This window comes from Bradyrhizobium sp. B097, from assembly GCF_038957035.1.
GTDB lineage: Bacteria > Pseudomonadota > Alphaproteobacteria > Rhizobiales > Xanthobacteraceae > Bradyrhizobium.
Genome location: NZ_CP152412.1, coordinates 3383209 through 3396251, shown reverse-complemented (window position 1 = coordinate 3396251; position 13043 = coordinate 3383209). Strand labels below are relative to the sequence as shown.

Annotated in this window: 16 protein-coding genes; 7 read left to right on the top strand and 9 right to left on the bottom strand. The window is 63.3% G+C overall.

Features of this window, described 5'->3' with window-relative positions:
* Positions 1-165: 165 nt before the first annotated feature.
* Positions 166-1389 carry a glycosyltransferase family 87 protein gene (locus AAFG07_RS15710; protein WP_342728064.1) on the bottom strand — a complete coding sequence of 408 codons (1224 nt, stop codon included), beginning with the start codon at positions 1387-1389 and terminating at the stop codon, positions 166-168.
* Positions 1390-1793: 404 nt separating this feature from the next.
* Here AAFG07_RS15710 and AAFG07_RS15705 point away from each other — a divergent pair, with 404 nt between their 5' ends.
* The gene (locus AAFG07_RS15705; protein WP_342728063.1) at positions 1794-2996 is read left to right on the top strand and encodes a glycosyltransferase family 87 protein; all 1203 of its coding nucleotides are present in this window, start codon (positions 1794-1796) and stop codon (positions 2994-2996) included.
* A gap of 40 nt (positions 2997-3036) precedes the next feature.
* On the opposite strand, the gene AAFG07_RS15700 is transcribed toward AAFG07_RS15705, so the two are convergent.
* From AAFG07_RS15700 to fliL, 4 genes are read right to left on the bottom strand one after another with little or no spacing between them, the layout of a single operon-like run.
* Positions 3037-3840, bottom strand: coding sequence for a flagellar protein FlbB (locus tag AAFG07_RS15700; RefSeq protein ID WP_342728062.1), 804 nt, complete (start codon positions 3838-3840; stop codon positions 3037-3039).
* Positions 3837-4304 carry a DUF6468 domain-containing protein gene (locus AAFG07_RS15695; RefSeq protein WP_342728061.1) on the bottom strand — a complete coding sequence of 156 codons (468 nt, stop codon included), beginning with the start codon at positions 4302-4304 and terminating at the stop codon, positions 3837-3839. Before AAFG07_RS15695 ends, AAFG07_RS15700 begins: the two co-directional genes overlap by 4 nt.
* Positions 4301-5503 carry a flagellar motor switch protein FliM gene (fliM, locus tag AAFG07_RS15690; protein WP_092115408.1) on the bottom strand — a complete coding sequence of 401 codons (1203 nt, stop codon included), beginning with the start codon at positions 5501-5503 and terminating at the stop codon, positions 4301-4303. Before fliM ends, AAFG07_RS15695 begins: the two co-directional genes overlap by 4 nt.
* An 18-nt stretch (positions 5504-5521) precedes the next feature.
* Entirely contained in the window at positions 5522-6010 is a 489-nt protein-coding gene (gene fliL, locus AAFG07_RS15685) for a flagellar basal body-associated protein FliL (RefSeq protein ID WP_342728060.1), read from the bottom strand.
* A 383-nt stretch (positions 6011-6393) separates the two neighbouring features.
* On the opposite strand from fliL, the gene flgF reads away from it, so the two are divergent.
* From flgF to AAFG07_RS15655, 6 genes are all read left to right on the top strand, one after another.
* Positions 6394-7158 carry a flagellar basal-body rod protein FlgF gene (gene flgF / locus AAFG07_RS15680; RefSeq protein WP_092115410.1) on the top strand — a complete coding sequence of 255 codons (765 nt, stop codon included), beginning with the start codon at positions 6394-6396 and terminating at the stop codon, positions 7156-7158.
* A gap of 16 nt (positions 7159-7174) precedes the next feature.
* On the top strand, positions 7175-7963 hold the full coding sequence (flgG, locus tag AAFG07_RS15675) for a flagellar basal-body rod protein FlgG (RefSeq protein WP_092115411.1): 789 nt from the start codon (positions 7175-7177) through the stop codon (positions 7961-7963).
* A gap of 11 nt (positions 7964-7974) precedes the next feature.
* The gene (gene flgA / locus AAFG07_RS15670; protein ID WP_342728059.1) at positions 7975-9021 is read left to right on the top strand and encodes a flagellar basal body P-ring formation chaperone FlgA; all 1047 of its coding nucleotides are present in this window, start codon (positions 7975-7977) and stop codon (positions 9019-9021) included.
* A 5-nt stretch (positions 9022-9026) separates the two neighbouring features.
* Positions 9027-9779: a flagellar basal body L-ring protein FlgH gene (gene flgH, locus AAFG07_RS15665; protein ID WP_092115413.1), complete on the top strand. Its 753-nt coding sequence runs from the start codon at positions 9027-9029 to the stop codon at positions 9777-9779.
* 429 nt (positions 9780-10208) lie between these two features.
* Positions 10209-10643, top strand: a complete 435-nt coding sequence (locus tag AAFG07_RS15660) for a hypothetical protein (RefSeq protein WP_342728058.1) — start codon at positions 10209-10211, stop codon at positions 10641-10643.
* 96 nt (positions 10644-10739) lie between these two features.
* The gene (locus AAFG07_RS15655) at positions 10740-11033 is read left to right on the top strand and encodes an antibiotic biosynthesis monooxygenase (RefSeq protein ID WP_342728057.1); all 294 of its coding nucleotides are present in this window, start codon (positions 10740-10742) and stop codon (positions 11031-11033) included.
* A gap of 76 nt (positions 11034-11109) precedes the next feature.
* On the opposite strand, the gene AAFG07_RS15650 is transcribed toward AAFG07_RS15655, so the two are convergent.
* From AAFG07_RS15650 to AAFG07_RS15635, 4 genes are all read right to left on the bottom strand, one after another.
* Entirely contained in the window at positions 11110-11595 is a 486-nt protein-coding gene (locus tag AAFG07_RS15650) for a dienelactone hydrolase family protein (RefSeq protein WP_342729162.1), read from the bottom strand.
* A 97-nt stretch (positions 11596-11692) separates the two neighbouring features.
* Positions 11693-12196, bottom strand: coding sequence for a GNAT family N-acetyltransferase (locus tag AAFG07_RS15645; protein ID WP_342728056.1), 504 nt, complete (start codon positions 12194-12196; stop codon positions 11693-11695).
* A gap of 40 nt (positions 12197-12236) precedes the next feature.
* The gene (locus AAFG07_RS15640) at positions 12237-12668 is read right to left on the bottom strand and encodes a DUF1801 domain-containing protein (RefSeq protein ID WP_342728055.1); all 432 of its coding nucleotides are present in this window, start codon (positions 12666-12668) and stop codon (positions 12237-12239) included.
* 33 nt (positions 12669-12701) lie between these two features.
* A complete protein-coding gene (locus AAFG07_RS15635) occupies positions 12702-12935 on the bottom strand; it encodes a hypothetical protein (RefSeq protein ID WP_092115417.1) in 234 nt (77 codons plus the stop codon).
* Between the last annotated feature and the right edge of the window lie 108 nt (positions 12936-13043).

Below are 13043 nucleotides of genomic sequence, written 5' to 3'. Positions count from 1 at the left end.
GATCTTGGATCGGGCGGCGTTAAGGAGCTGTTAACGTAAACCGACCCCCTTTGATTTCGTTCAGGGCGATGTCGGGTTCGGCGGTCAATAGCGCCCGGTTCCGGGTTTGATCGCCGCATGGCTGGTCCGTGCATCCCGGTGCTACCGAGGAGTTCCGTCCGACCGTCAAACTCGGACCGCCGAGACCTCTGGCTCGCCATGCGCCGCTTGCCGCGTTTGCGTGCTCTCCCGGACCAGCAACCAGCAGAACAGGATGATGACCGGAGCACCAAAAGGCAGCGGCTTCACGACCGACAGTTGGTAGAGGACAGGCAGGTAGAAGACCAGCGGCGCGAGAAACGTCACGCCAAGCACCATTTTCGACCAGGCCGGAAAGCCGACCTTCAACCACTCGCGCAGCATCCAGGCCAGCGGCAACGCCATAATGAGCATGTCGTAGAACAGTGAGAACGGCGTAATCAGGAGGCAGGCGAGCACGATGATCGAGCGCTCAGCAGCGGCGCTGACGTTCCGCCGCAACATCCAGACCATCACACACACCATAGCCAGCGCCGCGAGGCCGTGAATGACAAAGGCAGTGCTGACGCCGGCGCCGAGCAGACGCGCTGTCGCGTACACGCTCTGAAGCAATGAAAACTCGACGTCGCCGTTCTCCAGAGCCTGGCGGGCCGAGTGAGAGACGTCGAGGAAGCTGAGCCACGTATCCAGGCCGAACAGCAGCGCGGACAGCACGACGAGCGAAATCGACGAGATGCCTGCCCAGATCAGCGTGCGCCAGCGACCTGTGACGATCAGGGCGATCGGCACGGCCAGCGCCAGGTGCGGCTTGATCACCATCAGCCCGAGGATCGCGCCCGCGAGCTTTGGCCTCCGGTTCATGATGCCGAGACCGCATCCAAGGATCGAAGCCGTCAGAAAAGCGTTCTGCCCTGCCACGGCATTAAGATACACCGGCGCATAGGCGAAGGTCGCGACCAGGCACCAAGGCGTTCGCAGGATACGCCAGATCAGCGCGGCGAACGCCGCCGCCGTGATACTGATGAACACGAACAGCGAGGCGAAATACGGCACGAGCGAGAACGGCAGGCACACGAGCAGCATCGTCGGCGGATAGAAGAACGCCTCGTAGCCGTCTCGCAGGTATGGAGCCTCCGCGAGCAGATGCAATTCGGGTACATAAACCTCGGCGGGATGCCCGGCCAGAACCTGAAGCGAGGCCGCCCAGAACGTCAGGAAGTCCGAGCCGAGCAGAAAATTATTCACGCCATAGCCGCCGTCGCGGTAAAATAGCAAAAGCGACCTCGCAAGGGTCAGCACCAGCACAATTGCGACGCCACTCACGTACAATCGGGCGCGCCGCGCGGTCAGCCAGGGCATGTCTTTCAGCATTGGCAATTCCTCAAGCACCACCTTGGGACGTAGCGACTTCAATTCCAAAATGACAAATCGGTTGCAACTTAAGGCTACCATTTAACGCTACCATAACCTCGGTGCTCCGTGGCGATCGTGTCCATCGGGCACCGCGCGAAGGCGGGCGAACATCCGCTTCAGCCAGGCAGCACATAGCACTGCAGCGCCTCTGACTGCGTCTTTGTCGTACTTGGTGACGATGGCCCTGAAGCGGGTGGCCTCGGCTTCCGCCCGATCCACCGGGCACGCGCGGAACTCCTGGCGATTAACCTCAGCCTGCACGGAGACCGGCCACTTGCTTGCGCCACGGCCAATGGCGGTATAAAAATGGCTTACATTTCAAATATTTTTTAGCTTCTGGCAGTTTCATGAATGGATTTGGAATGGCGCGCGGTACGGAGCGCAGCGAATTCGACCGTGCGTTGGCCATTGCCAGCCTCATCGTGTTGAGTTTCACCCTATACTCCGTGGTGCCGAAAGTCGTTGACGGTACCGGCGCGACCGGGCTCGACTTTTCATGCTTTTGGAGTGCGGGGAAAATGGCTCTCGATGGCCATGCCGCCACCGCCTACGATTGGCCGCAGTTGCGGCAACTGATCCTTCAGATCCATCCTAGCCTGAACCTGGCTCCGTATCCCGTTTACGAGGTGCCTATACCGTTCTTCTACCCGCCGGTGTTTTTCTTTCTGGCGGGACTGCTGGCGTTGCTGCCGTATCCCACCGCGTTCTGGATCTGGAGCTCCGCAAAGCTGCTGTGCTGGGCGCTCGTTGTTTCCGCTATCCGGCCGCGCTTCGCCGCGCTGCTGGTGGCATTCGCCGTGCCGGCCGTCTTATACGATTTCATTGTCGGCCAAAGCTCCCTGCTCGCGGCATCGCTACTCGGCGTCATCCTGCTGACGCTGGACAGGCGTCCGATCGTGAGCGGCTTCCTGATCGCGCTGTTGATCTTCAAGCCGCAATATGGCGTCCTGCTTCCGCTCGTTCTGATCGCCACTGGACGCTGGGTCGTCGTCATCACGGCTAGTTTGGTGATACCGGTCCTCATGCTGCTCGCCGGGCTTACCTTCGGCTGGGATACCTTTGAGGGATTCCGTGAGGCGGCAGTCGTCGCGGCGACGCAGTTCCATCTCACCGGCACACTGGCTTGGTACAAGCTGCAGAGCGTCTACGGTGTGCTTCGGTTTGCCGGCTTTGGCTACGGATCGGCCATGGCATTGCACATCGCTGTCGCTGCGGCAGCCGCGATGTGGGTCGTGATCATATGGCGCCGCAACGTCAGCTTCGCCGTCAAGGCCGCGAGCCTGCTCGTCGCAACCCTGCTTGTCTCTCCCTACTTCGCGATCTACGACACGGCGATACTGGCTCTCGCGCTCATTTTTCTCATGAACGAGCCAGTGGCCGAACATGGCTCCCTTCTCTCGAATCGCTCCGAACTCCGGATCGGCTTCGGCGTGCTTGTCCTGGCGGGGTTTGCCTACCCGGTCGCACTCGTGCCCGTCGGTCCGTTCATGTGCGCGACCGTCATTGCGATGATCTGGATCAGATGCAGGCAACCCGATGTTAAGCCGGATCTGGCTTACGGCTGAGGACGCTACTGCCAATTGACGGATTTCCCGATAGCGTCCGTCAATTCGTCTTCGGCGTGAGCATCTTGCCTTCGATCTTGGGAAGATCGTCTGTCGATGCCGACTTGTCGCCGCCGGCGCGGCGGGCGAGTTCGACCGTGAGCCGTTCGGCGGCCTCGGGCTGCATCAGGCCGAGGATGTCGGACATCTTGCGCGGCTGGATCTGCGAGGCGATCTGGTAGAGCACGGTCATCTCCAGCCGATCGAACACTTTTGCGGCGTCCTTCGGCTTCATGTTCTCGTACATGGTGACGATGCCCTTGAAGCGGGCGGCGTCGGCTTCTGCCTTGGCCGCCGCATCGGCATTCGTCTTGGCGTCATTGGCCTTGGCCTCCTCGACCTTGGCCTCGATGCGCTTCTCGGCGGCCTTCAGGAGGCTTTCGCGAATCTCGACCTCGCGGGCGCGCGTCTCGAGCTCCTGGCGGCGCGACTGCAGCCGTTCCAGGATCGCGCGTTCGGAGGCCGACACCGGCGGCGGCGCATCCAGATTGACCACCACGCCGTCGGGCTTGGGCGCCTCGGCGGCCGGTGCGGCCGGTTTCGGTGCCTCGTCCTTCTTCGCGTCCTTGCCCTCGACCGATCCCGTGATGTCGCCGGGATCGGCCTTGAACTTGCTGTCGGCAACCGCCTTGGGAGCGCCGGGGAAGTTGAAATTCTGCTGCGCCCAGGATGGACCGGCCGGCGGCGCGTCGTCGGCAAACACGTAACCGCCATCGAGCACGAGGCCCGCGACCTTCAGCACCATCAGGCCGAAGATCGCGACCAGCACCACGGGCATCACTCTGATGTCACGAAGCAACTTCATGCAGCGAGGCCGCCGGCCCTCCTGCGCTCGGTGAAGGCTTCAGCCGCCGCAGCAACCGCGCGCGCGGCCGAAACCCTGGGCGCCTGCGCCACCGGTGCGGTAGGCGCCGCTGCCGGTGCGTGCGCGGGCTCCGGCGGCCGCGCGGCCAGCGCGATCTTCGACAGGCGGCGCACCACGTGGTCGCCTTCCGCCAGCTGGTTCTTCAGCTGCGCCGACATCTGCACCGCCGCGTCGAGCTGGTTGCCGAGGTTCTCGTTGACGTCGCGCACCGCATGCTTCAACCCGCCGATCGCGCGTTCGGCGATCTCGGTCGCGGTGATCAATTCCGCGATCGTCGCCTTCAGCGAATGCTCGTCCGCCTTCAGCCGCTGCAGCCGCTTGTTGAGCAGCCAGCAATAGCCGATCGTCAGCATCAGCAGCACGGCTACCAGACTCTCGATTGCTAGTCCAAGCACATGACTCATGGTGCCTCCATCATCTTGGTCCGCTCGTCCGCCTTCTCGAACATCGCGAAGGTGGTTTGGGGTTTACGCAAATTCTTGGTGACGCGGATCGCGACGCGGTCGCCGACGCGGCCCATGCGGCCCTCCGTCAGGGTGACATTGCCGCAACGGACCGAGACCAGCGCGTCGGAACGGATATCCAGCGGCAGCGTGTCGCCGACCTTGAGCTTCATCAGCTCCTTGAGCGGGATATCGGCCTCGTACAGCACCGCATCGACCGCAATCTCGGCCTGCGCCACCTCGGTGGCGAAATGGCCTTCCCAGATCGGGTCGCGGCCGAACTTCTCGCCCATGAACATCTGCAACAAGACGTTGCGGATCGGTTCGATGGTGGCGTAGGGCAGCAGCAATTCGACATTGCCGCCGCGGTCTTCCATGTCGATGCGTAGGCGCACCAGGATCGCGGCGTTGGCCGGGCGGCTGATCGCGGCAAAGCGCGGGTTCGTCTCGAGCCGGTCGATCGTGAAGGTCACCGGTGACAGCGGCCGGAACGCCTGCTCGGCATCCGACAGCACCACCTCGACCAGCCGCTTGACCAGGTTGGTCTCGATCGTGGTGTAGGGCCGGCCCTCGATCTTGAGCTGGGTCTGGCCGCGGCGGCCGCCGAGCAGCACGTCGATCATCGAATAGATCAGATTGGAGTCGACCATGGCGAGGCCGAAATTCTCCCACTCCTCCGCCTTGAACACCGAGAGCACCGCAGGTAGCGGGATCGAGTTCATGTAGTCGCCGAAGCGCACCGAGGTGATGCGGTCGAGCGAGACTTCGACGTTGTCGGAGGTGAAATTGCGCAACGATGTCGTCATCAACCGCACCAGGCGGTCAAACACGATTTCGAGCATCGGCAGACGCTCGTAGGACACCATCGCCGAATCGATGATGGCGCGGATGCCGGAATGATCGTCGAGGCTGACGTCGCCGACCGTGAAGCCCAGGAGATTATCGATCTCCTCCTGCGACAGCACGCGCTCGCCATTGGTGTTCTTGCCACCGAAGTCGCGGCTGCCGTCCTCGACCATGGCGGCCCATTGCAGCGCCATGTTCTCGGTGAGCTCGTTCTTGGCAGCCTCCGCTGCAGCCGCCGCGGGGTCCTCGGAATCGAGCGAGGCTTCCCACTGGGCCGCAATGGCGTCCTGGTCCATCTGGTCGTTGCCGGCCATGGCTTTACATCCGCCCCGTCACTGGATCACGACTTCCTTGAACAGCACCGCGTTCACCTGGTTGGGCGCCAGCGCGAGGTTGACGCGCTTGGTCAGCTCTTCCTTGAGACGGAACAGGCCAGCCGAGCCGTTGAGATCGCTCGGGCGCAGCTCGCGCATATAGGTCTGGAACAGGTCGGCGACGCGCGGCAGCGCCGGCTTGATCGCCTCGACCTGCTTCTCTTCCTTGATCTCGAGCACGAGCTTCAGCTTGAGATATTGCACCCGCTCGCCGGGCGCGCCGACCAGATTGACCAGCATGTCGGGCACGTCGACGAAGCTCGGCGGCTTCGGCGGCGGCGCTTCGGCGTGCTGCTCCTCGCCGTGACCGCGCATGAAGAAGAACCATCCGCCCGCCCCCGCGCCGAGCACGACGAGGAAGCCGACGACGGCAATGATCAGCTTGAGCTTGCCCTTCTTCGGAGCGGCCGCGCCCTCGCCGCTATCCGTCTTTTCCTCGTCCGCCATCGTCCGCTCGCTTCAACCTGAAGGATGCGAACGCGATTTGCCCCAGCTTTGGCTTGAAGACGCGATACAAAGGCCGCCGGCGCACACGCGCCCCAATGCCGGCAACACTGGGGTCATAATGGTTAACGGAAGATTAGGATTTACCTTCAACTAGGAAAAAACTGCCGGGCAAACATGGTCAACAAGACCTTTCTGCCGCCCGGCACGGCGCCCTGCAAAACACCTAAACCATTCAAATATCTGATTATTTCAAGTTGGCACGGGTTTCGCTGAGAGGACGACGTGACTGGCGGGTTTGGGAGAACCCAATGGTTACCGACGGTCCGGCGTGAAGGTTTGGGAGAACCATTCGCATCGGATCACCTCACAGGGGAGAACCACCGATGCAGAATACGCTTCTGGTCGGACTATCGAAGCAGATGGTGCTGGAACGGCAGATGGATGTCGTTTCCAACAACATCGCGAACATGAACACCAACGGCTACAAGGCCGACCGGTCGCTGTTCCAGGAATATCTGTCCTCGAACGCGCATGAAGACAATTTCGCGTCCTCCGACCGCCGCGTCTCCTTCGTGCAGGACCGCGCGACCTTCCACGACTTCTCGCAGGGCCCGACCGAAGAGACCAAGAACCCGCTCGACGTTGCGATCGACGGCAACGCCTTCCTGGTGGTGCAGACGCCGGGCGGCGAGCGCTACACCCGCGACGGCAACCTTCAGATCAACAATCGCGGCCAGCTCGTCACCGCCTCGGGCTACCAGGTGCTCGGCACCGCCGGCCCGATCACGTTCCAGCAGACCGATCACGACGTCAACATCGCCCCCGACGGCAACGTCAGCGTGCTCGAGGGCACGTCCCGCCTCGACTCGATCCGCGGCAAGCTGCGCCTGGTCTCGTTCGCGCAGGCCCAGCGCCTGCTGAAGGAAGGCTCCAACCTTTATGTGCCGGGCGAAGGCGCGGTGCCGCAGCCGGACACCAAGGCGCAGATCCGCCAGGGCTTCATCGAGAAGTCGAACGTCAATTCCGTCGTCGAGATGAGCCGCATGATCGAGATCACGCGGACCTACACCCAAATCGCCTCGCTGCTCCAGCAGCAGAGCGACCTGCACAAATCGGCGATCGAGAAGCTCGCCGACGTGCCGAACTGATCCGGGGGATTGAACGATGCGCGCACTTTATACCGCGGCGACCGGAATGGCGGCACAGGAACTCAGCGTTCAGGTGATCTCCAACAACATCGCGAACCTGCGTACCACCGGCTACAAGAAGCAGCGCGCCGCCTTCCAGGACCTGATCTACGACCATGTGCGCCGGGTCGGCGCGCAGGCATCCGACCAGAACACCATCATGCCGATGGGCATCGACCTCGGCGGCGGCGTCAAGACGGTCGGCACGCCGCGGATGATGACCCAGGGCACGCTGTCGCCGACCGGCAACGATCTCGACATCGCGATCCGCGGCGAAGGCTTCTTCAAGATCCTGATGCCGGACGGCACCTTCACCTACACCCGCGACGGCTCGTTCCAGATGGACAACCAGGGCCGCATCGTCAACGCGCAGGGCAATTTGCTGCAGCCGACGATCACGATCCCGCAGAACGCCTCCGGCCTCACCATCAACGCGCAGGGCCAGGTCTCGGTGACGCTGCCGGGCCAGACCGCATCGACCAACATCGGTCAGGTCGGCCTGACCCGCTTCATCAACAAGGCCGGCCTGATGCCGATCGGCGACAATTTGTTCCAGGAAACGCCGGCCTCCGGCCAGCCGCAGGACGGCATCGCCAACACCGACGGCTATGGCGACATGCAGCAGAGCAACCTCGAACAGGCCAACGTCGAAGTGGTCTCGGAAATCTCCGACCTGATCGCCGCGCAGCGCGCCTATGAGATGAACTCGAAGGTGGTCTCCGCAGCCGACCAGATGATGCAGTCGACCTCCAACCTGTTCCGCTGAGGATGATGTCGATGATCGCCCGCTCACTCCTGATCGCAGCCGCGCTGCTCGCGGTGACCGCGCTGCCAGCCGCCGCGCAAAGCCGCGGCGAGAGCATCGCGGTGCCGACGCTGCGCGCCAGCGTCACGGTCGCGGACGACATCGTGCGGGTCGGCGACCTCATCGACAATGCCGGCAGCGCCGGCAGCATCGCGATCTACCGCGCACCGGACCTCGGCACCACAGGTACGCTGCCGGTCGCGCAGGTGCTGAACGTGCTGCGTACCCACCAGGTGATCGGCGTCGACACCCGCGAGCTGAAGGAGATCACCGTCACGCGGCTCGCGCGCACCATCGACAGCAAGGAGATCGAGCAGCAGCTGTCGCGCGCGCTGGAGGGCCGCCACGGACTCGGCAAGGCCGGCAACATCGCGCTGACCTTCGACCGCGATCCCGGCGATATCCGCATCGAGGCAACCAGCACCGGCGCGATGCAGCCCGTCGCCGTGCGCTACGACCAGCGCTCGACGCGTTTCGACGTCACCTTCGAGGTCAGCAACGAAACCGGCACGGCTCCGTACAAGCTGCGCCTCACCGGCACCGCGATCGAGACCATCGAGGCCGCCGTGCTGACGCGCAATGTCGAACGCGGCGACGTGCTGAAGGCCTCCGACGTTGTGGTCGAGCGCCGTCCGAAAGCCGAAATCGGCAACGACGCCGCGGTGCGCGACGGCGCCGTCGGCATGCAGATGCGCCGCCAGATCCGCGCCGGCCAGGCGCTGCGCACGGCCGACATGGCAAAACCCGATCTCGTTACCCGCGACCAGAACGTCACGCTGGTCTACCGCACCTCCGGTCTCTACCTCACGATCCGCGGCAAGGCGATGGATGGCGGCGCCGAGGGCGACGTCGTCAACGTGATGAATTTGCAGTCCAAGCGCGCTGTCTCCGGCGTCGTCACCGGCCGCGGCGAGGTTTCGATCTCGGTCGCGACCCCGCGCGCAGCGCCGGCCGCCGACGCCGCCTCTTCAGATCCCGCTCCCGTCAAGCTGAGTTCAGTCGCACCAAACGCCGAGTAAAGTTCATGTCCCAGTACCGCATCAACCGCCTCATCCTGACCGGTGCGCTGCTCGCGCTCGGAACGATCGCCAGCGGTTGCTCGTCGATCGACCGTCTCTCCCAGATCGGTGAAAAGCCGAAGCTGACGGAGATCGAGAACCCGACGGCGCAGCCCGGCTACAAGCCGGTGCAGATGCCGATGCCGAAGCCCGAGGTCGCCTCCTACAGCCCCAACTCGCTGTGGCGCAGCGGCTCGCGCGCCTTCTTCAAGGACCAGCGCGCCGCGCGCGTCGGCGACATCCTGACGGTCACGGTGAACTTCACCGACAAGGCCGCGATCGCCAACGAAACCCAGCGCAGCCGCAGCAATTCCGAAGACTCCGGGGTGACCAACTTCCTGGGCTCGCAGACCATCACGCAAGCGAACAAGATTCTGCCCGGCAAGATCCTGACCGCCGAATCCACGGCCTCGAGCGACGGCAAGGGCTCGGTCAACCGCCAGGAAGCGCTGCAGACCAGCGTCGCCGCCGTCGTCACCCAGATTCTCCCGAACGGAAACCTTGTGGTCGAAGGCAAGCAGGAGATCCGGGTCAACTACGAAATCCGCGAGCTGATCGTGGCCGGCATCGTGCGCCCGGAAGACATCCAGAGCGACAACACCATCGACTCCTCGAAGATCGCCCAGGCCCGCATCGCCTACGGCGGCCGCGGCCAGATCACCGACGTGCAACAGCCGCGCTACGGCCAGCAGGTTCTCGACGTGCTCTTGCCCTTCTAACGGGCATGATCCCGAAAAGTGGAAACCGGTTTTCGGATAACGATCATGCCTAAGTAGGATTTTTTCGAGCTCCCACATCTCGTCGCGAACCTAGGCGCGGCGCGGTGTACCAACACGGCCCTCGCTAGCTCCCCTGGCGAGGGCCGTGGCATTCTTGTGACCGGTCGAATGCACAAGAGCGTTTTCGAGCGAAGTGGACACCGGTTCGCGTGAAGAAAACGCGTCAAGACAACAATCGAGAGCCCGTTCCGATTCCATCGGAACGAAAAAGGGCTCTCGCCCAATCGTCGCGCACCAGTCCAATACCGCTTCGCGCAAGTCGCGCGATCGCCTTCTCGGTTCGTTAACCGTTGGGCAAAGGTTAAGTAGCAGTCCCTCCGCTTGCAACGTAGCTAGACGACAACGCAGGGTTTGCAGTTCGTGACGGTCATGCAAAGAGACGGTCAATATGCGGCGTGGTTTCGCACGCCGCGCGGCGAAGGCACCGGGATAGTCCAGCTCGCAAACGGCAGGATCTCAGGCGGCGACGCCATGTTCACCTATGGCGGCTCCTATCAGCTCGATGAGGACCGCTTCACGGCGGTCCTGACGACGCACAGATATGCCGACGGCCCGTTCACCACCGTGTTCGGATGCGACGAGGTCGAGGCTCAGCTGACCGGTACCTTCTGCGGCAATCGCGCGGTGTGCTCGGGCACCGCCAAGCAGGCCCCCGGCGTGTTGTTCGAAGCCACGCTGTTTCTGCAGCAACAGGAGCAGCCGCCCGCCCCCGGCCCCAAAACCACGGCAACGCGCGCGGATGTGACGAGGCTGCCGAAGCTCCCCGACCGCCGCACGACCGTCGTGACCCGGCGTTTCAGCTGATCGGTCCGCAATCCCGATGGCATCTCCGCCGCTTCAGGCGTACCATCGCGCATGCGCGAAGCGCAGCCCGATCGATGCAGCCGGAAGGAGGAACACATGTATGCCGCCATCCGTCACGCCAAGGCGAAGACTGGTAGCGCCGAAGAACTCGCGCGCCGGATCAAGGAAGGCGCAATTCCGATCATCAGCGATGTCGAAGGCTTCATGGCCTATTACGTGGTCTATGCCGGCGACGACACGGTCACCGCGATCAGCGTCTTCAACAATTTTGCCGGGGCCGAGGAAGCCAACCGCCGCGCACTAGCCTGGATCGATGACAATCTCGGTCCATTGCTGATCGGCCAAGCCACCGCGATCGCGGGTCCGGTCATCGTGCACACCAAGGCGTGACGGCCGCGCGCCCAGCAAACCTCGCCCTGCAGAAGCTCCCCCGCTGCGCTTCGTACCTGCCTGCGCGTTCGCAAGCCTATTTCATCATACTCGCCAGAAACTGCGTGACGCGATTGATCGCATCCGCGCGGGCTTCCGGGTTCGACATCGCGATCGGCGAACTGCCGTCCGGCCGCTTCAGGCTGGTCATCTCCATCCGCGGAAGGTTTGGATGGTCGAAGGCGTGATAGGCGTCGGGGTAGAAGTGCGTGTCGATAGGAGGGCCGCCCTCGTCCTTTGCTCGCGCCACCATCTCCCTGCACGGCCCTGCAGGCGTAGCGGTGTCTGCCTCGCCCACCAACAACAACATCGGTTGGCGCGGCCGCCAATGCGGGTCCTTTTCCGCAACCGGCGGACAGTTCGGATAGAGTGCGATCGCAGCCCGGAAATCCTTGTCCGGCGCCATACCCTTCGGCAATGCACCATTGGCGATCGTGAACATCATGGCCATCCCGCCGTATGACTGCCCCAGGATGGCGATGCTGTCGGGCCGGACGTCGGAGCGCGACCTCAGATAGTTCATCGCGCCATAGGCGTCCATCACCCAAATGGGTGACAAACTGCCCCATTCTCCTCCCGCGAGATAGCTGCTGCGAAGCCGGCCCGTTGGCTCATCCGGGCTACGCTTGCTCCTCAGACCTGTCGCTCAGGACCACGAAAACCTTGCCGCCGAAGTTGTAGCGCGCGACCGCGCGCATGCCGAGCCGCAGATGCGCCTTGAGCGAGCGCGGATTGTCTTCCCTGATGAACAGGATCGCTTCGCGGCCGGGAAAAATTGCCTGAAGCCTGGCGTAGAGCGCGTCGAGGACGCCGAGGCCGCGCGCGTCCGGGGCGACGCACACGGGGCCATACACATACGCACCGGGGCCGCCCGGCCAGGCCTTCAGCATGGCCTGCACCGGCGGGGCCTCACCGAATCCTTGCTCCGACGTCAGGAGCGCGCCGAGCAGCCTGCCCTCATCGCCGGTCGCGATGACGATCGATTGCCCGCGTGCAATACGCGTCTCGATCACCTCGCGCGGCCATTGCCCGAGCAGCATGCCGCCGCGGTCGCCGGCGTTGGCCGTCAGCAGCGCTGAGATCGCTTCCGCATCCGACGATGTGGCGAGCCTGGTCGTGGTCATTAGGGACGGACCGGATCGGCAGGCCGCCTGCCGGTGCAGCTCATGCCTTCTTCACGGTTGCGCGAGCGCCCGCGGCCGCCTTCTTCGCCGGCTTCTTCGCAGTTTTGCTGGATTTGGCCTGGTTGAGTTCGATCGCGGCACGGATCAGGGCCTTCAGCGCGCGGTCGTTGATCTTGTCGCCCTCGAACAGATCGAGCGCGCGCCGTACATTGCCTTCGAAGCCGGTGTTGAACAGCTTGTCGGGGTCCGGAAGTTGCGCGCCATACATGAAGGTCAGCTTCACCTTGCCCTTGTGGGCGTTGCCAACCGCGATGATGCCGTCGCGCGACCACACCGGGCTGCCCATCCACTTCCATTCCTCGATGATTTCCGAGTCGGCGGCGAGGATGCTCTTGCGCAGGCTGGCGAGCGTCTTGCCGCGCCAGTCGGTGAGATCCTCGATCATCTGGTCGATACGTTCCGATGCCGTCATTGCTGCCTCGTGGTCTGAGCCTGTCCCATGCAATCACACTTGTGAGGCGGAGGTCGATCCCCCCTGCATCCGCCGCGGCGCCAGATAGGGCAACGCAAACAGATACAGGCCGCTCAGCAGCATGAAGATCAGCGGGAACAGCGCCAGCAGGCCGATCCAGACGGCTTGCTGCTGCAGGACCATCGCGACGATGTTGATGATGACGGCAACCGTAAAGGCGATCGAAAGCCAGCGGTGAAATTGCCTGATCCAGTTATTCCAGTTCATGTGACCTCCTGTTGGATTGTGTGTCTGACTAGGCCGTCATTGCGAGGAGCTCGCGACAAAATTGCAGAGCAATTTGCGCTGAAGCGACGAAACAATCCATCTATCCGC